Source organism: Sulfurimonas sp. hsl 1-7, assembly GCF_030577135.1.
GTDB classification, from domain to species: domain Bacteria; phylum Campylobacterota; class Campylobacteria; order Campylobacterales; family Sulfurimonadaceae; genus Sulfurimonas; species Sulfurimonas microaerophilus.
The window spans coordinates 212,506-233,710 of sequence record NZ_JAUIRR010000003.1 but is presented as its reverse complement, the minus strand read 5'-3'; the positions used below and the strand labels follow the sequence as shown (position 1 = coordinate 233,710).

The window sequence follows — 21,205 nt, the reverse complement described above, 5'->3', positions numbered from 1 at the left end:
AACTAATCTTATTTTTTTATTAATATTAAAGAACAATAGATAATAATTTTGTGAATGGGTAGGAAATGGGTATATTTAATGATGACAATCATCAATTAGTTTTAAGTGAGGATGGAAGTTATACGGCATATTCTAAAGAGTATGATGAACACTATCACTCTACTAAAGACGGAGCACTCAAAGAGAGTTTTAAAAAGCATATTATTCCCGCTTTTGAGCTTTTAAAAGAGAAAAAAGAACTCCATATCTTAGATATCTGTTTCGGGCTTGGATTCAACACTTTGGTAACACTTTTATACCATCAACAAAACAATTTAGAATCAAAACTTTTTATCTATTCTCCCGAGTTAGATAAAGAGCTTGTACACTCTTTGAAAAACTTTACCTATCCGGAAGAGTTTGAGCCTTTTAAAGAGATCATTGTCAAGTTAAGTGAAACCGGAAAGTATGAAGATGAAAACTTTTGTATAGAGGTGTTTTTAGGAGATGCCAGAGAGTATGTGAAAAAATTTGAAAACAGATTTGACATAGTGTACCAAGATGCTTTTAGTCCATCAACAAACCCTTTTCTTTGGACACAGGAGTATTTTGCAGATATTGCAAAAGCGATGAAGAAAGATGGGGTTTTAACTACCTATTCAATGGCTTTAAAAACACGTTTAGCTCTTTACAGAAACGGTTTTAATATCTATATAAACAGCGGTGAAGATTTTAGGGATGCAACACTTGCCTCTCTATCCGAGCTCAGAGGGTATGAGAAAGTGGATATGGAACATAAAATTAAATGCAACCCGGATGTTGAACCTTTAAGAGACTAGATGAAATCTTTTTTAGCTTTTTTCTTACTTGTTACTTTATCGTTTAGTGCAGAGATAGAAGTACAAGATGTAAGTAAAGCTAATATCAACTCCATTTTAATCTTCTCTTCACAAGAGGGACTTAACTCGGGAATATACCACTTTAACAAAAAAGGGATCTCCCTACATACCTATCATCTACCTTTAAAATACCATTTCCCATCAAATACAAACTGGAACTATTTTATAAATGGGGATCTTAGTTTTAGTCGGGCATATGTAAGTGAACATACTGTAGAACCTATCACAACGGAGATAGCTAAAGATACAAGTATAGAGACCTATATAGGCGGTATTGGCGGAGGCGTAAGATATACTTACAAAGAGGGGTTGAGCAGTACCTTTGGTTTTGAAGTATTATGGTCTCGTACAGGAATAAAAATTGGCCAGATAGATGCCGAGCAAACAGTAAAGAATCTGCTTGATAATAACTTCAATAACCATATAACGTATAAGTTTAAATCAACTCTCGATTATTTCCGCATTGTAAATGATTTTAAAATTTATGCAGATCTACAGTATAGGTTGTATGAGACGAAAACAGACTTCTCTTTTGATCAATTGAGTGACTTTAGGAGTGAGTCTTCGGTGATAAGCATCTCTACAGGTTTTGAAACACCGAGGCTTGTTAATTTAGGTACAAACTATTTTACACTTGAAGGGCGTATCCATGAACACTTTTTATTTGGTACGGTAGCAAATACTACGGCGGTAAATCGCTATACAAGTATGAGTAGTGCACTCTATTTGTATGTGCCGGAGCATCTAAAATATATTGAAAGGTTTTTTATAGAGATAAGTTCTTCCCAATCTGAGGCTTTGGAAGCGTACAATATTGGTATTGGCTTTAGTGTAGATTTTTAGGAGTTAATCACCTCTAAGAACTCTTCTCCGTATTGGGTGTATTTTTTCAGCCCGATTCCGTTTACTTCAAGCATCTCCTCTTTATTTGTAGGCATCTCGTTTGCCAGATGTTTTAGTGTTTTGTCACTGAAGATGATATATGCAGGGACATCAAGTTCATCAGCCAACTCTTTTCTTTTGTCTCGAAGTTTTTCAAACAATTCCCGATCGTAGTCAAACTCCTCTTCAATCTTCTTCGCTTTTTGTTTCTCAAGTACATTGAGTCGTGAGGCTTTGATTGTTACGAGTTGAAGCGACTTTAATACATTGACGGCTACATTTGTCAGTTTAAGTGATTGAAACTCCCCAAGGGTGATAATACCAAGCTCTAAAAGGCGCTCCACGATCACAAACCACTCTTTTTTGCTGAGTTGTGAGCCGATGCCGTAAACCGAGAGTTTATCAGCTTTATTGGCTAAAAGCTTCTGCTCTGTTGAACCGCGAAGTACATCGATGATGTAGTTTTTTCCAAATGTCTGCTCGGTTTTGTAGATACAGCTAAGAAGCATCTGTGCCTCTTTTGTTATGTCTCGGCTTTCATCATCACTCAAACAGTTTTCACAGCGATCGCCGCACTCCTCGATCGAGTCTTCAAAGTAAGAGGCGAGTTGTTGATGGAAACAAAGCTCACTCGTTGCGTACTTGTAGATAGTATCTATCTTTTCGCCGAGGTGTTCTTTATATCTCTCATCGGTTATCTCATCAAGATAGCGTTTATGTTGCATAATGTCACCGGCATTAAACAGCAGTAATACTTCCGAGTTTTCCCCATCACGTCCTGCACGTCCTATCTCCTGGTAGTAGTTCTCCAGAGATTTCGGCAGACTCATATGCACTACAAAGCGAATGTCGGCTTTATCGATCCCCATTCCAAATGCAATAGTCGCCACCATAATATTGACACGATCATTGACAAAGAGTTTAAAGTTCTGCTCCCGTATATGTTGCGGAAGTCCTGCATGGTAAGGGAGTGTTTTATATCCGGCCTGATTGAGCTGGCTGCTTAGATCTTCCGCTTTTTTTCTGGAACTTACATAGATGATTCCCGATTCATTCTCATGATTCAGCAGAAAGTTTTTTAGCTGAGCCTGTCCGTTTGAGATCCGTCGCTGAGCCGAGATAAAAAGGTTTTTACGAAAGATCTTCCCTTTGAGCAGCAGCGGATTTTTAAGTTGCAGTTCTCTTAAAATATCCTCTGTTACATGGTTGGTTGAGGTAGCTGTAAAAGCCGCAATGGTAGTGGAGGGAAAGTTGTTTTTTAACTGTCCTAAAGAGCGGTAATCATCACGAAATTCATGTCCCCACTGTGAGATACAATGCGCTTCATCGATCACGAAAAAGTTGATGTTGATATTTCGAAGAATCTCTAAAGTGTGCGGATTGTTCAGTCTCTCGGGTGAAAGATATAAAAACTTTAACTTATTGGCATAGAGATCGCGAATAGTCTCTTCAATCTCTTCAAAATTTTGAGCCGATGAAAACATAGCTGCGGGGATATCTTGTGCATGAAGTGAAGCGACCTGATCTTGCATAAGTGCGATCAGAGGCGATATAACAATTGTTACACCGTTCATCATCATAGTTGGGAGTTGATAGACTAAACTTTTTCCCCCGCCTGTTGGAAGGATCATAAGGAGATCGCGACCATTTAGAATGGCATCTACGCCTTCCTCTTGCAGTTCTCTAAAGCTGTTATGCCCAAAGAACTCTTTTAAAACCTGTTGCTTCATCTAGTAAAGTGCAGTTATGGAATCAACCTTATCCCAAGTAAGATCGTGAGCTGAGGTTTGGTGTTTCATGATGTGGGCTATATAGCGTGCAAACATATCGGTCTCAACATTTACACGTGAGCCTTTTTTATAGTTTTTAAAGAGTGTCTCTTTCATCGTATGTGGAATGATAGTCAGACGAAATGAATCAGCGAAAACTTCATTGATCGTAAGGCTTACACCATCGATCGTGATCGAGCCTTTTGGAACGATGTAGGGGATGAACTTTTTGTCGAGTTTGATGAAAACATCGTAAGAGTTTCCATTGTCTTTTACTTCAGAAACTTCTCCGATCGTATCGACATGCCCTTGAACAATGTGCCCTTCAAAACGATCACCCATCGCCATTGCAGGTTCTATATGTACTTCGTTTTTGTAGTTTTCGATTGCTAGAAGTTTTTGGCTCTCCGGGCTTAGTTCTACACAAAAGCCGTCATGAGAAGTTTCAACTACCGTTAAACAAGCCCCATTGATCGCAATAGAATCACCAAGTCCGGCTTTGTGTTTTGCACGGATGCACAGCTTGCTTCCTACAAAACTTTTAACAGTTGCAACTTCTCTGATTAGACCTGTGAACATACTTTCCCTTTTTTTTACTTGCCCCTAAAGAGGCTTTTAGATTTTTTGGCAACTTTTTGAAAGGCTCAGACCGAAGGGAGGATTTGACCTTGAAAAAAGTTGTTAAAAAACCGAACCCTAAAAGACTATCTTTCCGTCTTCTTGAAGACCTTTAATGATCTCTTTTGCACGTTCATGCCCTTTGTAAGCAGCTTTACGGCAATAATCAAGTGCTTTATCGTGATCTTGTTCACACCCGATCCCTTGATCGTATAACAGACCTAAGTTGTAAAGCCCTTGTGCTAAACCACCCTCAGCAGCGCGTGAGAAACAGATGAAACATCTTGCATCGTCTTGCGCAACACCCTGACCGTCTTTGTAGAGTGAGCCAAGATTGTTAAAAGCTTCTAGATGTCCGCGTTTTGCCGCTTCTTCATACCAAAAAGCCGCTTCTGAATAGTTCTGAACACATCCAAGACCACGCTCTAACATAAGTGCCGTTTCGTATTGCGCCTGTGGAACTTCACGAATAGCAGCTTCCATGAAAAGCTCGTGTGCTTTGAATTGGTCGTGCTCAACACCGCCTAAACCGTTTGCATACAAAATACCGAGGTTAAAAAGTCCATAAGGTTGTTTTGCATCAGCCGCTTTTGTGTAATACTCAAGTGCTTTTGCATCGTTTTGTTCACAACCTTGTCCCATCTGGTACATATACCCGAGTGATGCCTGTGCGTTTGGATCGCCTTGTTCTGCTAAATCACTATATAGTTTAAATGCCGTTTCATAATCTTTTGCATTATAAGCGTTGTGTGCGTTTTGTATCATTTCTTTTCATTCTCTGTTCGTATATTTTGTCTAAAGGTGGTTTGATTCCCTTTAGCATTTGCTTTTGCTTTTCTAATTTTTTCTAGCAGGTTCTCTTTTGTTTCGAGTCTGTTATCTCTTAGTTCAAATTCAGTCATACCGTCAATCTCGGCATCGTATTCTAGAATTTCCGGTTTATAATCTTTAAATAAATCATCACTCATCTTAAAAACCCTAATTAGTTTAGTATTTATTATGCAAATGATACTTAAAAATGATAAAATTCCATTTAAAATTAATGTTTAAGTATGATTTAGAACCAATACTTCATATCAGTATTTCTTCTAAATTGTACAATGAGGGTGCTTATGGAATATGATGTAATCGTTGTCGGTGGTGGTCACGCAGGTATAGAAGCTGCATTTGCCGCTGCTCGTATGGGAAATAAAACTTTAATGGTTTCGATGTTGGCTGAGAATGTTGGAGCTACTTCGTGTAACCCTGCCGTAGGTGGACTTGCAAAAGGACACTTGGTTCGCGAGCTAGATGCTCTTGGCGGTGAGATGGGGCTTATCACTGATGAAGCGGGTATACAGTTTCGTATTTTAAACCAGACAAAAGGGCCTGCAGTTCGCGGTAGCCGTGCTCAGATCGATATGGACAAGTACCGTGTGATCGCTAGAAACAAGGTACTTCACGAGCCAAATCTGGATCTTGTACAAGAAACGGTTGAGTCTTTAATTATCGAAGATAACGAAGTAAAAGGTGTGGTTACACAACTTCTAAATGAATACAGAGCAAAAAAAGTGATCATCACTTCGGGAACTTTCCTAAACGGTGTAATCCACATCGGTGAGACGAAACAGGTTGGTGGACGTTTCGGTGAGAATGCATCTGTGGGTTTAAGTGCATCGCTAAAAGAAGCTGGGCTTACTATGGACAGACTAAAAACGGGAACATGTGCGAGAATCGACAGTTCAACGATCGACTTTTCGGTAATGGAGGAACAAGGCGGGGATGAGCTGCCAAATCCTTTTTCGTTTAGAACAGATCGCGAAGAGTTTAGAAAAACAAAAAAACAACTTCCATGTTTCATAGCTTATACAAATGAAGAGACACACAACATCATCGAGTCAAACTTCTACCGTGCACCGTTATTTACAGGTCAGATCGAGGGTGTAGGGCCGAGATATTGTCCATCTATTGAAGATAAGATCAACCGTTTCCGTGACAAAGATAGACACCACCTTTTCATAGAACCACAAACTGCGGACAATACGGAAGTATATGTAAACGGTATGAGTACATCGCTTCCGCCAGATGTTCAGCGTGATATGATCCACTCTGTAAAAGGGATGGAAAATGCGAAGATCGTACGTTATGGATATGCTATTGAGTATGACTTTGTTGATCCGAGAGAATTAAAGCATTCACTTGAAACAAAGAAGATCAAAGGGCTTTATTTAGCGGGTCAGATCAACGGTACGACTGGGTATGAAGAAGCGGCGGCTCAAGGGATGATGGCAGGTATAAATGCAGGACTTTCACTTCAAGGAAAAGAGCCTTTAGTACTTCGTCGTGATGAAGCGTATATCGGTGTTTTAATTGACGATCTTGTAACCAAGGGTACTAAAGAGCCGTACAGAATGTTTACGTCTCGTGCAGAGTACAGACTTCTTTTACGTGAAGAGAGTGCAGATACAAGACTTTCTCACTACGGGCATGAGTTAGGTCTTTTAGATGATGAAACATATGCAAAAGTACAAAAGAAAGATCAAGAGATCAAAGAGGGGTACAAGCTTTTAGAGGAGACTCGTTTTACTCCAAATAAAGAGTTCAATGCACTTCTAGACTCTATGGGTGAAGAACCGATCAAAGATGTTTCAACGGCACAACAACTTGTAGCGCGTAAAAGCTTCGACATCGAAAAGATGATCAAAATCGTTCCTGAACTTGATAAGTATGACGAGTACATCAAAGAGGAGATCCTTGTTGAGGGGAAATATGCCCGCTATATCGAGAAACAGAGTGAAGAGATCGAGAAGATGAAAAAATATCTGAAGATCAAGATCCCTGATAACTTTGACTTTACGAAAGTAAGCGGTTTAAGCAAAGAGATCCAAGAGAAACTTGCAACATTCAACCCGCCTACATTACAAGCTGCAATGAACATCAGCGGGATTACACCTGCAGCTATTGAGATACTTCACATCTACATTAAAATGGAAGCTAAAAAACAATAAACTAGGAGAGTAGTCATACCTCTCTCCTGAAATATTTTATGCTTTATCACATCTGAAAAAATCAAGTTTTTGTTCAAGAGTGATCGCATCATGGGAAAGATTGTCTGATATCTCAGAAACTGTTTTGACCTCTGTACGATTATCTTTCGACATATCTGCTATTTGTGAAACTTTTTCTATGACATCTCTGATTTGTTGAGTCATTGCTTCTGTATTTTGAAGGCTTTGTTGGCTTACATCTACATTGACTACAAGTGAATTCATTGCCGTATCTATACGTTTTTCAATCTCTTCGCTTCTTTGTGAAAGAGTTCCTATATCTTTTGCATTTGATACCATCATTTCCGAAGCATCTGATATTGCCTGAATCACTATGCTGATGGTTGCATTGATCTCGCTTAGACTTTTTTGTGTACGTTCTGCAAGTTTTCTCACCTCGTCTGCAACCACGGCAAATCCACGTCCGTGTTCACCGGCACGTGCTGCTTCGATCGCTGCATTGAGTGCTAGCAGATTTGTCTGATCTGCTATGTCAGAGATGATGGATAACACTTCGTTAATACTTTTTGCATCAGAAGTAAGCTGATCGAAATGGCTACTGAGTTGAGAGCTTAGTTCTGTTGAGACTTGAACATCTGTTGCTATATGTTCGGCAATCTCACGTACACTTGTAAGTTCTTCTTGCGTCTCTTTAGATGTATTTAAAGAATCAACAGCAAGACGTATGGTTTCATCTAATGATGAAGCTATGTTGGATGCGGTTGTGTTTGTATCGATCGCTAAAGTATCTGATTTGTTGAGTTGTTCTGTAAGTGTGTGAGCTGCATTTTTTAGAGTATTTGTAAGACCTACAGTCTCTTTTGTTATATGTTTTGTCCCTGCAATCGTGTCTTGAATTTTTTCTATAAAACGGTTAAGGAAATTGCTTGCGATCCCTATCTCATCATATTTATTTTGAATCGGAAGACGTTTTGTAAGATCCCCCTCACCATCGGCGAGATCGTGAGAAACCTCGCTGAGTCTGTCTATAGGCTTGAGAATAGTGATACCCGTAGAGTAGTTAATCGCGATCAAAATTCCTACGAGTATTGAACCCAGGATAGCAAACCATAAAAAGAAAGTATTTTTTAGATCGTCGTAGTAGTCAGCTTTGTTAACACCTGGAATGACCCATAGACCCCATTCTGGAAGATAGCGATACCCCACAATTTTCTCCTGACCCGTTGTTGCCGATACATATTCAAAAATGCCCCCTTTTTTATCGTTTCTGATATGATCAACATAATCTTCACCTTTGAGTGATTTTCCCTCTTTTTTCGGATGTACTATAAGTTTCCCTTCCTCATCTATCATATACACGTATCCGCTTTTCCCGATACTGATGTTATGTACGGCATCTTTGAAATTTTTGTGTTTGTAGGCTTCAGAGTCGACTTGTGATATATGATGCATCATTTGCTCTAGCGAATCGGCTATAGTATTGATGTCATTGTTCATGATCGTTTTGATCGACCCCATAGCAATAAAATAAGCTACAACGACACTTATAAAGATAGCTATGACGGAGGCAAAGAGATTGAAGATATATTTGCCTTTAATGGTTCTAAGAGAGTTGATAATAAACATTTATATTTCCTTTTATGATTTTTACATTAAGTATTTTTGCACATAAGTGTTGCATCTATGTTGCGGCCATTGAAAAACTTTGAAGCGAGGTATATACGGCACCGCCAGGATGGCGTATCTCACTTTGCATTAACTCCGGTGTTGTTGAAATGCTGCCGAGTTCTTCATCTTTATAACTCGCGACCATCTGTTTAAAACCCTCTATATCTGTAATACTTTTCACTCTCATAAGGGTGACATGGGGTATAAACTCTTTTGTCTGTGGCAGCGAGAATTCTTTAGCGATAGCCTCGCTCAAACTCGCGAGTCCCATCACTTCGCTTTTTATATATAATATTTTATTTTTTTCAAAATAGCCCAAACCTGACAAATGTAGTTCCGGTACGGGGGTAATTAACGGCGGCAGCTTTTCAAGGAGCTCTTCTATGGTGAACTTATTTCCGAAATAGTTGAGCGTAATATGCAGATTTTCCTCCGCTACCCATCTCCCTTTTAGAAGCCCTGAAAAATCGGACTGTATTTTGTCATAGTCGTATAGTTTGGCTTTTAAAGCTAAAAATAGAGGTTTCATACCCTTTGCACTTTCGAGATAGTTTATTGACCCATTATAGCAAAAAATTACTCTGATTCTTTTTTTTTAATATTCTACAAAATATAAAAGATCAAGTATAATATCACCTTCATAAAAGGCACGAAACAAATGAATAATGAAAAACAAATTATCGATCTGTTGTCGCAAATAGGGAAGCTGCTTTTACAACACGGTGCAGAGACTGACCTTGTTGAAAGAAGTATTAAAAAAGCTGCATCGAACTTAGAGTATCAAGACCTTGAAATACTTATTCTTCCAAATGTGATTTTACTTAGTTTACCATCTAACGGAAAGGTTTACAATACTAAGCTGCAAAAAGCAGAGAGACAAGACGTAAACTTCTCTGCACTGGATAAAGTAGAATCTATGGTTGAAAAGATAAACCCAACAACCAATATTGCAGAGTTTATCAATCAACTCAAAGAGGAAAATAGTTTAAGCCCTATGTACCCATATTACCTGCGAAATATCATGGCTGGTATCGGGTGTGGTTCATTCAGTTTACTTTTTGGCGGTGACCTTTATATCTTTATTAGTACTTTTATAGCTTCATATCTAGGGTTTTATCTCAACGGTTTTTTGTTAAAACGATATTTTAATCCTTTCGTTGTTATCATTGTCGTCTCTTTTGTCACGACAATAATTTCCGGTTTTTTAACTCTTCATAATGATATATCGCATATTGCAATCTCATCATCAATACTATTTTTAGTTCCGAGTGTTGCGTTTATAAATTCAGTAAACGACCTTACTAAACGACACTATACAACGGGGCTTATAAGAGGATTAAGAGGAGTGATAATTTCATCTGCTATAGCGATAGGGATATCTTTGGCGTTAAATATTTTAGGTGTGGAGAAATTTCTATGATACTTGATATTATCATCGGTTTGTTTGTTTCATTGTCTTTTGCAATTCTTTTCAATGCTCCCAAACGTTCATTAATCCCTATCGTTGTTCTTGGGATTGGAGCTGTATTTATTAGAAAATATATGTTGTTTTATGGATATAGTTTAGAGTTTTCAACTTTTGTGGCAGCATTTTTCATAGGCTCTGTAGGTATATATTTCTCTAACAAACAAAGTGTTCCTGTTTTAGTCTATGCAATTAGCAGCTCAATAGTCCTAGTCCCTACAATCAATGCCTATAAAGCGATGATGGGATTCATACAGATATCTACCCATCAAATTACCAATCAGGAGGTCATTATTCAAACTATGCATTATGGACTCAGAACATGGCTGATGTTTGGTGCTATTACCATTGGAATTGTACTGCCTACACAGTTCATTAGTAAATATAGATTTAAAATACTTTAATAATCGGATTCTTTTTTTAGTTTCAACATTAAGGTATGGAGTTCAGTTATATCTTTTTGAATCCCTAAAAAGTATTTGAGTTCTAAAGTGTGTTTATCGAAAATAGGGGATATTTGCACTTCATTATAGATCAGATTCCCGTTTTTATGATAGTTACGTAAAACTGCAACTACTTCTTTTTGGTTTCTAAGAGCTTCTTTGATCTCATCTCGAGCACTCTGATCTCTGTCCTCACCTTGTAAAAACCTGCAGTTTTTCCCTATAACCTCTTCAGGGGAGTATCCAAACATACTTGCAAAAGCTTCATTTACGTAAATAATGGGATTATCGGGTTGATTTGGGTCGGTAATAGTAATACCGTTTTTCGCTTGATCGAGAATATCTAAAAGGTACTCTTGGAAATCTGGAGTCGGTTCTCTATATTTTTCTAAAGAGTAAAATCCCCCATAGTGATTAATAATATTGAGACAAGGTAGTTTATTTCTTAAATTACTAATAAGAGAACGGATAGCTTTGTTTGTAAACTCTTTTGAGTCATCTTTAAATACAAAGTCAAATATCTCTATGTCTTTAAGCGGTTTACCCCTATAGTAGATGAATAACTTTAAACAACGTGTTTTATTTTCAGATAGAGGTATTACAACACGATCAAGATAAACAACTTCCTGATGCGGGTCCCAATAACAGTTTTGAGCAAGTTTTATAAAGTTTCTTTCTTTCATAAAGTGATTGTAACACAAAAGTTTCTAAAAGTGTCCAAGAAGTGTCTATCACTTTTTTGTAATATATGAAATAGTAACTAATAGTGCTTAAAACCCCTAAATTATAGGGCTTTTTGTGTGAACCTTTTTTATTTGGAAGTTCTTTGGAACATATTTTTAAATAGATCCTTTATAATGCCTAAAATATTATTTTCTGTGTGTTAACTGAATAAAACAGTAGATTTCTTTTTCTTGATCTAAATCAAGAATTTTAGAAGATAAAGTTGTTAACCTAAAAACTATGATAGAGAATAGATAAGGAGTATAAATGGGTGAATATGTATTAAAAAGCGATGACTTTTTGGTTTCCCAGACAGATGAAAAGGGGATCATATTATTTGCGAATGATGACTTTTGTAAAATAGCCGGTTATACACTTGAAGAGCTTGTAGGTAAAAATCATAACATTGTTCGACATCCCGATATGCCTAAGGCTGCGTTTAAAGATTTATGGAGAACCGTTCAACGAGGAGAAGTATGGACAGGTTATGTAAAAAACAAAACAAAAGATGGCGGTTATTATTGGGTTTTTGCAACTGTCTATCCAATGAAGGACCCTGCTACAAAGAAAACACTCTATATGTCTTGTAGAAGAAAACCCTCAGAAGCAGAGATAGAAGCTGCCGAAAAACTTTATAAGACATTGGATTAAGGATATTTAGATGAATAGTATGCAAAAAAATATAGCTATAACAGTAATGTTTATACTTACACTAGGCTCTTTATTCTTTGTTGAGTCAAACATCATTCAAGCGGTTTTAACGGTTGTGACTTTTATTTTAGTTATTGCCCTCTATTGGCAGAGAAGTAATAGTTCAAATGATATACTCGAAAACAAACGCTTAGAGTTGTTAGAACTGATGGAGTTTAAAAGAAATCAGGTTGATATTAATGAAAATGCAATGCATAAAGCGGAACAAAACTTCAATAAAATCATAAAAAGATATCAAAATGCAGTTCTGAAAGATACAAGGGTTGCAGGAGAGATGGTTTTACTTGCCGATAAAGTTGCAAAAGGACATTATTCATGTCGTATAGATGCAGATACTGATACTCCGTATGTACACGTGCTTAGAAACAGTATGAATAATATGCTGGATGCTTCAGAGCAAAACTTAGATAATGCGATAAATACACTCAAACAGTTTTCGCGAGGAAGTTTTCAAGCCCGCAGTGAAGTGCATGTTGAAGCAAAAATGGCCGAGCTTTTAAACAATGTGAACTCTTTAGGGGAAGCGCTGGAGACTATGCAGCAAAAAAATGAGGATTCTAACAAACAGATTATAGAATCGGCAAATACCTTAAACAGTACGATTGAAAACATTACTAATACAACTATAGTAGACTTTAAAAACATGATTCACGATATTGTGGAAAGGATTCATAATGTTTCTCAAAAAGAGAACGAGATGGTGGGTGCTTTACAAGAACTCGTGCAAAATGCCAATGAAACAAAAGTTATTTTAGAGACTATAGGTGATATAGCAGAACAGACAAATCTACTTGCATTAAACGCTGCGATCGAAGCTGCACGTGCAGGTGAACACGGTAGAGGTTTTGCAGTCGTTGCCGATGAGGTAAGAAAACTTGCAGAGCGCACGCAAAAAAGTTTAGCCGAAACTACGGCAACTACAAATGTTCTTATTCAGTCAATTTCTGATAGTTCAGATTCTTTAAATAAAAATGCTGACGATGTTAACAGCATCTCTGACGATATTAACGGTGTTAGCAATAAAATGGATGAGATTATCGATATTTTAAATAAATTGAATGATTAAAAACAAAGCGTTCTCAAATTGTTGTAAAATAACTTTATGAAAACGATAAAATTTGAAAACAAAGAGATAATTCCAAGCAAGATAGTGTGCATAGGGCGTAACTATGTTGAACATATCTATGAACTTGGCAATGAGATTCCTGAATCTATGGTGGTTTTTAACAAGCCCCATTCTGCACTTTCAAAAGAGCTTTACTATTTTAGTGAAGATACCCGGTTTGAAGGGGAGATCTGTTTTTTGATCGAGAGCAAACAGATATCCGGAATCGGTTTTGGACTTGACCTTACAAAGGCGGATATTCAAAACAAGATGAAAGAGAAAGGGCTGCCGTGGGAGCGTGCAAAAGCGTTTGACGGCTCGTGCGTTCTTGGACATTTTGTAGAGTTTAGAGGGGATGTGAGACAACTCCGTTTTGAGCTTTATATAAATGATGAACTGCGTCAAGAGGCAACATATGATCTTATGATCTACAAACCAGACGTGATGATCGAAGAGATCGATAGTTTCATGAGCTTAGAAGACGGCGATATAATTATGAGCGGTACACCAAAAGGGGTCGGTAATTACGAAGTAGGGGATCTCTTTAAAGGTGTGGTTTACTACAAAGATAAGGTGTTGGTAGAATCTTTTTGGAGAGTTAAAAGCCTTTAAAGTCACCATTTTGTTTCTATTTCATTATCTTTGATCGACTACACTTGTTGCATACCTTTATGAAACAGGAAACAAAGATATGAATAAAAAAATAATAATTTTTACAGTATTACTAACAAATATCACTTTCGCTTATGCTCTGCCGGTTGAGGTAAGAGTAACAAGTGAAATCTCCGAGAGTAGAAAAAGTTCTGAATCTTTAGCGAGCATGAGTATTGAAGCACTTCATGAAAGAGGTCTTGAAAAAGATGCTGCACAGAAGAAAGTTTTAAAATCTCTAAAACACGGTGAACATCTAAGTCACATTATGGCGCAAAATATTATGAAGCATTTTGATGAGATAGAGCATAACGATATCGTTTCACATATCTCCGATGCTGCTTTGTTTGGAAAAAGTGTTGATCTAAGCTCATATGAGCATCTCATCTCATTTGCACAAAAAACTAAAAAAATGGTTTTAGATCAAGGGAGTTTAGAAAAGCTTGAAAAGATCTCCCTTGAAAATAAACGTTTTGTAAATTTAGCCTAAATACTGTGCAAACTGCTGTTCAACACCTTTTGGATCGTGAGTAAGTCCCTCTTTGATCATTTTAGCAAACTCGTCAGGATAGATCTCCTCTTGATCTGCTGCAAGTGCCGAGATGATCTCCTCAGCGATAGAAGCAGGTGAGGCTTTAGGCATACCTTCATCCGGTGTCATTTTAGTATCTATCGGTCCAGGTAATACTTCTAAAACACTTATCCCTTTTAAACGCATATGTCCTCTAAGTGCTTGTGTTAATGAATGCAATGCACTTTTAGAAGCAGAGTAAAGCCCCATAATAGGGAAATTACATAGTGCTAAAATAGATGTAATGTTTACGATAGCACCGTTTTCATTGATCTTGTCCGCTAAAAGTTGTGTTACTTTTAATGTCCCTTGAACATTGACCGTAAAATCGCTGTTATCGTTTTCAAAGATTGTTTTACCGCTGTTAACACCTGCATTGTTAATAAGCAGATCAATCTTTTCAACAGATGCCAAGTTCTCTTCTAACATTGCATGATCGCTCAAGTCTAATTGAATAACTGAAATTCTATCTGATAACTCTTCTAAAAAATGGTTACTTTGTAAATCTCTTACTCCGTAATAAACCTTTGCTACGTTGTTGTCTAATAAAGCTTTTACGATAGCTTTTCCTAAACCACCATTTGCACCTGTAACTAAGGCTGTTTTATTTGTTAAATCCATTTTATTTTCCTCTTTGTCATTTCGTGTTAAGCTTTGAAAGTATAGAATAAAATATAAATTATGTCAACTAGGTTTACAATGTCTTTATGCTTTTTATCATTAGAAACAGGAAAAATTTTTAACAAGGTGATCTTGCAAAGGTTGCAGGAAAAGGGCTTTGATGGGCTTAGCGAAGCTTTGATTACACTTTTTCCGTACATCGATCAAGCACAAAAGATCTCGAGCTCGGAACTCTCACGCCAAGTAGGCTATTCAAGACAAGCGATGCACAAAAACATCAAAAAACTTGAAGAGCTTGGATATATTACTCATAAGTTGGAGAATCAAAAAGAGAAAATGATCTCTTTTACTTCAAAAAGTGAAGAGCTGATGCAAGAGGCAAATAAGATCATAGAAGAGATCGAGAATGGTTTGAGTGAACTTATAGGTAAAGAGGAACTGGAAAACTACAAGAGTAACCAAGCAAAAATTTATGCCTCGCTAAACTCTTTATTGTGATGAGAACTTACCCCATAGGGTAAAGAATCTCATTGTGTACCGCATCACACGCTGCAAGTATCTCATCGTTTAATATAATATCCATCGCATCTAGCGCAGGGTCTAATTGCTCAGGTGTAGTTGCACCGATGATCGTAGATGCCACAAAGTCAAACTGTTTTGACCAAGCCGTTGCAAGAGTGACCGGATGTAGGTCAAAGTCTGCCGCAATTTTCAGATATTTTTGCGTTGAAGCAAGTGTTTTGTCATTTAAAAAGCGATGTGCCATAGTTCTGAGTCTTGAATTTGGAGATTTTACATAGTTTGCAAATCTTCCGTGAACATCACCACCTTGATTGTATTTACCGCTTAGTACTCCGCCTGCAAGAGGTGAATAAGATAAAAGCGAGATCTGCTCTTTACGTGCAACGGTTGCAAGTTCATCCAAGAAACGGCGGTTTAAAAGTGAAAAGTTGTTTTGGACCGATTGAAATCTTGCATACCCTTTATGCTCCGATGTCATAAGTGCTTTTGTCGTGCCGTAAGCTGTATCGTTCGATGTCCCGATGTAGCGAACTTTTCCCGCTGTTACAAGACGATCAAATGCTTTTAGACTCTCTTCGATAGGCACAACAGTATCGGGCCAGTGCATTTGGTAGAGATCGATGTAATCAGTTCCGAGTCTTTTTAAACTCCCCTCAATCCCACGTTCAATATGAAAACTGTCAATTGCAGTAAGTCCGTGACGAACAGGTGGCGTATACCATCCATTTGCAGCTCCTGCTACTTTTGAAGCGAGTATGATACTTTCACGCGGTTTTGTTTTGAGCCAGCGTCCGACAATCTCCTCTGTAAGACCTGCTAGTTTTGCATTTGGCGGGATAGGATAAAGTTCTGCAGTATCAAAAAAGTTTACGCCTCGATCATACGCTTTATCCATGATCTCAAAGGCTACTTTTTCATCGGGTGTTTGAGTACCGAAAGTCATGGTACCCATACATATAGGACTTACTCTTAGACCGCTTTTCCCAATATATCTATATTCCATTATTATTTTCCTTTGGATATTTTTTATTTTTTGATTATTATATCAAATATAGTACGTTAGAAACAGTTACTAAGAAAGGGCGTATATGCACATCAAATATATTGGACCAAAACCGTTGATCTCTCATACGGGGATCACTTTCGACAGAAACAAAGAGGATAAATTTGTATATTTAAACATTGCCGTACAGTTTATAAAGGCAATAGACCATGAATATTATGAGGATAGAAAATATATTTATAACATGAGCAGTCCCCGTTTATCTAACGATCAGCTTGAAGATGAGATCAAAAAATGTTGTAAAAATTATCAGCAGTTGGTAGATCATCAGGAGCACACTATTGAAGATGAGGTAGATGAGGAGCTTGAGCGCGCACGTGAAAACCTGACACTGAACTCTATTGAAAGGGAAGTGTTAGAGAATAATATCCGTATAATGCATGACTATCTCATACAACGCTCGATTAATAAGGCTGTATATTACTGTGTTATAGAGAGATTGGCGGAGCTTGTAAAAAAAGATAATCTTGATTATATCGTAGCTCCGATGTTTGAAACTTTTGTCCATGTATTGCATTCTGTAGAAGGGGTACTTGCTGAACAAAAATTTCCAATAGATACAAATTTGGAGATCTTCGAAGAGAACTCACAGCTGTTTGTTAAACTAGATATCATCAATCACTAACGATATGGAAAAGTTTTTAAAAGAGAGTGAGTATGTTGATTTCTCAGAACCAAGCGTAAAAGCACTGGCACAAGAACTTTCTCAAGGTTTAACAGAGGATGAGGAGATTGCAAAAGCCTGTTTTTTATATGTACGAGATGAGATCCATCATAGCGGGGACTATAAAGATGAGGTTACAACATATAAAGCAAGTGACGTTTTAAAATACAAAACGGGCTGGTGTTATGCAAAGAGCATTTTACTTGCAGCACTTTTACGGGCAAACGGAATCCCTACGGGGTTTTGCTACCAAAGACTTTCATGCTCTGAATATGTGCCAGATATCTATTGTCTTCACGGGCTCAATGCTATATACTTGAAAAAGTACGGCTGGTACAGAGTCGATGCACGGGGAAATAAAGAGGGTGTAGATGCACAGTTTATTCCGCCAAAAGAGCAGTTGGCATTTGAAGTACAACCTCACGAGTACGATATGGACGAGATCTATGATGAGCCTCTCGATGTTGTGATCGAGGCTTTGCAGAAGTATAAAACTTATGATGAGATGATTCATAATTTTCCGGATATTAAAGGGTAAAATATATTCACAAACAAGAATCTTTTTTATTAACAAATGTTAATGACATTCTATGAAGGATTGAGTTAAAATATTTTTCAAAAAAGAAAAAGGCTACCTATGAAACTTAAGAATATTTATCAAACACAATTTTGTAAAGTAGAATATCTTAAAGAGTATAATGGAGTGTTTTGTATTTGGCAAGGATTTTGTCAGGGAGATGAATATAAAAAACCTTTGGAGTTTGGACTAAAACTGCTTGAAGAGTATAGTGCAGATACCTGGATTACAGATACTGCAAAGGGGTTTGAAAATACTACAGAGGATACTACGTGGTTAATAGAGGAGTTTATTCCGAAAGTTCAGAAAAGTTCTTGTGAGCGAATAATCTTTTTGATCGATAAACAAAGCCCTTTACAAGATGAAATAAAAGCTCAAGAGAAGATTTTATCGCAATATTTTGAAGTACAACTGCTTAGTAAACTCTCAGAATACGAAAGAAGATGGAAGTATGAAATTGACGATGTAGATTTTCATGAGCTTTCATATCTGTATAAAATAGCACCGCTTGGTGAGAAAAAGCCTGATGATTTAAAAACTGTTTTTTCAAATAGCCGTTATAAATGTTTTTTGTATGAAAACGGTATGCTTATAGCAGTAGGCCGAGCACTTGCCGATGGAATTGATGCCTCATATATCTGTGATGTAGCAGTAGATCCAGAGTATCAGGGTAAAGGATTGGGAAAAGCAGTTGTAAATAAACTGTTAAAACTGAGTGAAGGGCATAAGAAAATTATTTTATATGCTTATCCGGGGAAGGAACCTTTTTATACAAGACTAGGATTTGCCAAAATGAATACGGCAATGGCTATTTTTAAAGATCAAGAACAGGCTTTTGAGTGGGGTTTGGTAAGTAGGGTTGAAGACTTAGATTAAACACACGTGTCAAATTATGGTATATTCCATTTTCAAAAGAAAAAAACTCAACAGGTAATTAGCTAAACAATGAAACAAAACATAAAAAAAATTATTGAAGTTGGAATAGACCAAGAAACAGATTCGTGGTTATCTGGAAAGATAAAACTTGTAAACATCATTTCGCTTTCAAATTTTACATTTATACTGAGTATGATTCTCTTTGATCTCTTTATAAACAAAACCCACTATCTCTCGATCGTACTTGTCGGAGTCAGTCTTGTTATGTTGGTTCCCTATTATTTAAACTACAAAAAACAGTATATTGCCTCACGGATCGTTTTTCTTACTTTTGCCTATATATCTATTTGTTTTTTAGCTATCGTATTTGGTAAAGAGTTTTATTTTCAGTACTATTTAGTGCCGGGTGTCGGTATGTCTTTGATCTTTTTCAGAGATGAGATAGGAAAGAAAAAGTGGTTGTTCACATTTGCGGGGATACCGTTATGGATATTTTTGGAGATCTGGTTTGCAAACTATCCTGCTTTAATTACGCTTGATGGAGAGTATGTAAGTATTATCTCATATTTTAGTAGTTTTCTTATTTTTGTGACGGCAATTTTGATGTTTGGAACTTTTACCCATGAGAGTGACAAACAACTCAAAAACATCTCTATTATGAATAACAAGTTGAAACATTTGGCACACATAGACCCTCTGACAAATCTTTATAACCGCCGTTTTGTAAATGAACAGATGGCTTACCATTTTGATATAGTCAAGAGTCAAAACAGTTTTCTGGGCTTAACGATGTTTGATGTAGATTTTTTTAAAAAAGTAAACGATACTTACGGACATGATGCGGGTGACAAAGTTTTACAAATGATCGCTAAATTAGCAAAGGAAAATTTTAGAGAAACGGACTTGATTGGAAGAATAGGTGGTGAAGAGTTTTGTATTGTTTTTACAAATACAAATGAAGATAACGTTTTGAAAATAGTTGAGAGATTTCGTAAAGCCATTGAAGAACAAACCGTCTTTTATGAAGAAAAAGAGATCAAGGTTACATCTAGCTTCGGCATTAGTTATATCTCTAAAGAGATTAACAGTTTTGAAGAACTATTTAAAAATGCAGATGAAGCATTGTATGAAGCCAAAAGAAGCGGAAGAAACCGTATTTGTGTATATAAAAGTTAAAAGTGTTTTAAATAGAGATGCAAAAAGTTTATAGAAAAAGTGAAGTCCATACATTCTGTCATACTAAACACCCATATGAGCCTTTCAACATTGCAGAGGCAAAAACACTGATCGTCGGTAATACTCCTCCTGCTCGTTTTGCAAAAAAAGAGTTCCAGGAAGGGGATGTAGATTGGTATTACGGCAGTCGATATAATGCCTTTTGGAACATACTGGAACAGAGTTGTAAATGTGAACAGCCGTTAAGCACAAAAGAGGAGAGACAAAACTTTTTCTTAGAAAATGAGATTGGGATTTTCGATACGATCGAAGAGTGCAGCCGTGCAAAAGGGTGTGGGGCAAGTGACGGTGATCTTTACAACATTGTTCTGCTCGATGTATTGACACTTCTAAAACAGAACAAACACAAAATGATTCGCCTTTTTTTCTCAGGACGTTTTGTAGCCGAACTTTTTCAAAAAGCAACAAAGACTAAGTTTGACTTGCGCTCTCGAGAAATGCAAAAAATTGAATTAGATAATAAGATGCTTGAACTCACAATTCTTTACTCCCCTTCGCCATCTTGGGCAAGAGGTTTGCCTGAGGCAATCAGAAAAGACCCGAAGAAAAACGAGATACGACTAGAGCAGTATAGACATATTTGTAAATGTTGAAAACCCGTTTTTAGTTATCTTCGATAGGACGGTAAGGGCTTTCGTGTCTAGCAGCTTTAAAGCCGTAGTTTACAAAAGCATGGAGCGTTTCATCATGGCGTTTTATCAGTTCACAAATCTTCTCATCATCTGCAGTGAGTGTCACTTTGATCCCGTCATCAAGCATAGTAGAGTTCATTTGTATCTGCTCTCTGTGATCAAAAAGCTCAATAAAGAGCGGGTCCCATGAACGAATAGCTCGATTACCATCAAACCTTTTTTTCATCCCCATGGCATGTTCTTGGAGTATTTTTATGAGGTTTTCATCTTTAGAGGGGATTCGGGTAATTGTCTCGATCCCATTTTCTAGTTCTGTGGTTGTGCGCTCTATCTCTGTATGACGCTCTAAAAGTTCATGATAAAGTTTTTCGTCTGCTAAATGTGCAGCATCTCTACCGCCTCTGCCTCTTTGAAAAACTTTTGCCTTTTTAAATTTTGTAAAATCCACTGCCACTCCTTTTTACGAGCAATCATTGTAGTGCAAGAGTGATTAAAAGCCTATAAACTTGTTACACTTAGTGTGTTATTATTGTAAGTGAATAG

Annotated in this window: 25 protein-coding genes; 15 read left to right on the top strand and 10 right to left on the bottom strand. The window is 37.2% G+C overall.

All coding sequences use genetic code 11. The features are described from left to right. The first annotated feature begins 65 nt into the window (after window positions 1-65). A complete protein-coding gene (locus QWY88_RS07710; RefSeq protein WP_304545787.1) occupies window positions 66-818 on the top strand; it encodes a tRNA (5-methylaminomethyl-2-thiouridine)(34)-methyltransferase MnmD in 753 nt (250 codons plus the stop codon). Next, complete coding sequence (locus QWY88_RS07705) at window positions 819-1,721, top strand: hypothetical protein (RefSeq protein WP_304545785.1); 903 nt, start codon at window positions 819-821, stop codon at window positions 1,719-1,721. Here the strand turns inward: QWY88_RS07705 and recQ are convergent. The 4 genes from recQ to QWY88_RS07685 all read right to left on the bottom strand — a co-directional run bounded on the left by recQ (window position 1,718) and on the right by QWY88_RS07685 (window position 5,115). Beyond that, window positions 1,718-3,490: a DNA helicase RecQ gene (recQ, locus tag QWY88_RS07700; protein ID WP_304545783.1), complete on the bottom strand. Its 1,773-nt coding sequence runs from the start codon at window positions 3,488-3,490 to the stop codon at window positions 1,718-1,720. The genes QWY88_RS07705 and recQ overlap by 4 nt on opposite strands. Beyond that, window positions 3,491-4,108: a riboflavin synthase gene (ribE, locus tag QWY88_RS07695; protein ID WP_304545781.1), complete on the bottom strand. Its 618-nt coding sequence runs from the start codon at window positions 4,106-4,108 to the stop codon at window positions 3,491-3,493. Between the two features lie 117 nt (window positions 4,109-4,225). After that, window positions 4,226-4,912, bottom strand: a complete 687-nt coding sequence (locus tag QWY88_RS07690; protein ID WP_304545779.1) for a tetratricopeptide repeat protein — start codon at window positions 4,910-4,912, stop codon at window positions 4,226-4,228. Beyond that, complete coding sequence (locus QWY88_RS07685) at window positions 4,909-5,115, bottom strand: hypothetical protein (RefSeq protein ID WP_193113414.1); 207 nt, start codon at window positions 5,113-5,115, stop codon at window positions 4,909-4,911. The genes QWY88_RS07690 and QWY88_RS07685 overlap by 4 nt, the downstream gene beginning before the upstream one ends. A gap of 144 nt (window positions 5,116-5,259) precedes the next feature. Here QWY88_RS07685 and mnmG point away from each other — a divergent pair, with 144 nt between their 5' ends. Then, complete coding sequence (gene mnmG, locus QWY88_RS07680) at window positions 5,260-7,134, top strand: tRNA uridine-5-carboxymethylaminomethyl(34) synthesis enzyme MnmG (RefSeq protein WP_304545775.1); 1,875 nt, start codon at window positions 5,260-5,262, stop codon at window positions 7,132-7,134. 36 nt (window positions 7,135-7,170) lie between these two features. Here the strand turns inward: mnmG and QWY88_RS07675 are convergent, their stop codons facing one another. Further along, complete coding sequence (locus QWY88_RS07675; RefSeq protein ID WP_304545773.1) at window positions 7,171-8,760, bottom strand: methyl-accepting chemotaxis protein; 1,590 nt, start codon at window positions 8,758-8,760, stop codon at window positions 7,171-7,173. 55 nt (window positions 8,761-8,815) lie between these two features. Continuing rightward, window positions 8,816-9,331 (bottom strand): 2'-5' RNA ligase family protein, encoded by a 516-nt coding sequence (locus QWY88_RS07670; protein WP_304545772.1) that lies wholly within the window; start codon window positions 9,329-9,331, stop codon window positions 8,816-8,818. 129 nt (window positions 9,332-9,460) lie between these two features. On the opposite strand from QWY88_RS07670, the gene QWY88_RS07665 reads away from it, so the two are divergent. Continuing rightward, the gene (locus QWY88_RS07665; protein ID WP_304545770.1) at window positions 9,461-10,222 is read left to right on the top strand and encodes a threonine/serine exporter family protein; all 762 of its coding nucleotides are present in this window, start codon (window positions 9,461-9,463) and stop codon (window positions 10,220-10,222) included. Next, window positions 10,219-10,671: a threonine/serine exporter family protein gene (locus QWY88_RS07660; protein ID WP_304545768.1), complete on the top strand. Its 453-nt coding sequence runs from the start codon at window positions 10,219-10,221 to the stop codon at window positions 10,669-10,671. The genes QWY88_RS07665 and QWY88_RS07660 overlap by 4 nt, the downstream gene beginning before the upstream one ends. Here QWY88_RS07660 and QWY88_RS07655 read toward each other — a convergent pair. Then, window positions 10,668-11,393 carry a PAS domain-containing protein gene (locus QWY88_RS07655; RefSeq protein ID WP_304545766.1) on the bottom strand — a complete coding sequence of 242 codons (726 nt, stop codon included), beginning with the start codon at window positions 11,391-11,393 and terminating at the stop codon, window positions 10,668-10,670. The genes QWY88_RS07660 and QWY88_RS07655 overlap by 4 nt on opposite strands. Window positions 11,394-11,700: 307 nt before the next feature. Between QWY88_RS07655 and QWY88_RS07650 the strand changes: the two genes are divergently transcribed. The 4 genes from QWY88_RS07650 to QWY88_RS07635 all read left to right on the top strand — a co-directional run bounded on the left by QWY88_RS07650 (window position 11,701) and on the right by QWY88_RS07635 (window position 14,390). Beyond that, on the top strand, window positions 11,701-12,084 hold the full coding sequence (locus QWY88_RS07650; protein WP_304545764.1) for a PAS domain-containing protein: 384 nt from the start codon (window positions 11,701-11,703) through the stop codon (window positions 12,082-12,084). Window positions 12,085-12,094: 10 nt separating this feature from the next. Next, the gene (locus QWY88_RS07645) at window positions 12,095-13,210 is read left to right on the top strand and encodes a methyl-accepting chemotaxis protein (protein WP_304545762.1); all 1,116 of its coding nucleotides are present in this window, start codon (window positions 12,095-12,097) and stop codon (window positions 13,208-13,210) included. Between the two features lie 36 nt (window positions 13,211-13,246). Continuing rightward, window positions 13,247-13,861, top strand: a complete 615-nt coding sequence (locus tag QWY88_RS07640) for a fumarylacetoacetate hydrolase family protein (RefSeq protein ID WP_304545760.1) — start codon at window positions 13,247-13,249, stop codon at window positions 13,859-13,861. A 79-nt stretch (window positions 13,862-13,940) separates the two neighbouring features. Beyond that, window positions 13,941-14,390: a hypothetical protein gene (locus tag QWY88_RS07635; protein ID WP_304545758.1), complete on the top strand. Its 450-nt coding sequence runs from the start codon at window positions 13,941-13,943 to the stop codon at window positions 14,388-14,390. Here QWY88_RS07635 and QWY88_RS07630 read toward each other — a convergent pair. Further along, a complete protein-coding gene (locus tag QWY88_RS07630; RefSeq protein ID WP_304545757.1) occupies window positions 14,382-15,092 on the bottom strand; it encodes an SDR family NAD(P)-dependent oxidoreductase in 711 nt (236 codons plus the stop codon). The two genes, QWY88_RS07635 and QWY88_RS07630, sit on opposite strands and share 9 nt — an antisense overlap. A 78-nt stretch (window positions 15,093-15,170) precedes the next feature. Here QWY88_RS07630 and QWY88_RS07625 point away from each other — a divergent pair, with 78 nt between their 5' ends. Beyond that, window positions 15,171-15,590, top strand: a complete 420-nt coding sequence (locus QWY88_RS07625) for a MarR family winged helix-turn-helix transcriptional regulator (protein WP_304545756.1) — start codon at window positions 15,171-15,173, stop codon at window positions 15,588-15,590. A 7-nt stretch (window positions 15,591-15,597) separates the two neighbouring features. Here QWY88_RS07625 and QWY88_RS07620 read toward each other — a convergent pair whose 3' ends face one another. Next, the gene (locus tag QWY88_RS07620; RefSeq protein ID WP_304545755.1) at window positions 15,598-16,617 is read right to left on the bottom strand and encodes an aldo/keto reductase; all 1,020 of its coding nucleotides are present in this window, start codon (window positions 16,615-16,617) and stop codon (window positions 15,598-15,600) included. Between the two features lie 85 nt (window positions 16,618-16,702). Between QWY88_RS07620 and QWY88_RS07615 the strand changes: the two genes are divergently transcribed. From QWY88_RS07615 to QWY88_RS07595, 5 genes are all read left to right on the top strand, one after another. After that, window positions 16,703-17,302, top strand: coding sequence for a hypothetical protein (locus QWY88_RS07615; RefSeq protein WP_304545753.1), 600 nt, complete (start codon window positions 16,703-16,705; stop codon window positions 17,300-17,302). A 4-nt stretch (window positions 17,303-17,306) separates the two neighbouring features. Further along, window positions 17,307-17,879: a transglutaminase-like domain-containing protein gene (locus tag QWY88_RS07610; protein ID WP_304545751.1), complete on the top strand. Its 573-nt coding sequence runs from the start codon at window positions 17,307-17,309 to the stop codon at window positions 17,877-17,879. Window positions 17,880-17,978: 99 nt separating this feature from the next. Continuing rightward, window positions 17,979-18,794, top strand: coding sequence for a GNAT family N-acetyltransferase (locus QWY88_RS07605; RefSeq protein WP_304545749.1), 816 nt, complete (start codon window positions 17,979-17,981; stop codon window positions 18,792-18,794). Window positions 18,795-18,863: 69 nt separating this feature from the next. After that, window positions 18,864-19,970, top strand: coding sequence for a GGDEF domain-containing protein (locus QWY88_RS07600; RefSeq protein ID WP_304545748.1), 1,107 nt, complete (start codon window positions 18,864-18,866; stop codon window positions 19,968-19,970). A gap of 17 nt (window positions 19,971-19,987) precedes the next feature. After that, on the top strand, window positions 19,988-20,623 hold the full coding sequence (locus QWY88_RS07595) for a uracil-DNA glycosylase family protein (protein WP_304545746.1): 636 nt from the start codon (window positions 19,988-19,990) through the stop codon (window positions 20,621-20,623). Between the two features lie 10 nt (window positions 20,624-20,633). On the opposite strand, the gene QWY88_RS07590 is transcribed toward QWY88_RS07595, so the two are convergent. Further along, window positions 20,634-21,110, bottom strand: coding sequence for a hypothetical protein (locus tag QWY88_RS07590; protein WP_304545744.1), 477 nt, complete (start codon window positions 21,108-21,110; stop codon window positions 20,634-20,636). Window positions 21,111-21,205: the final 95 nt, after the last annotated feature.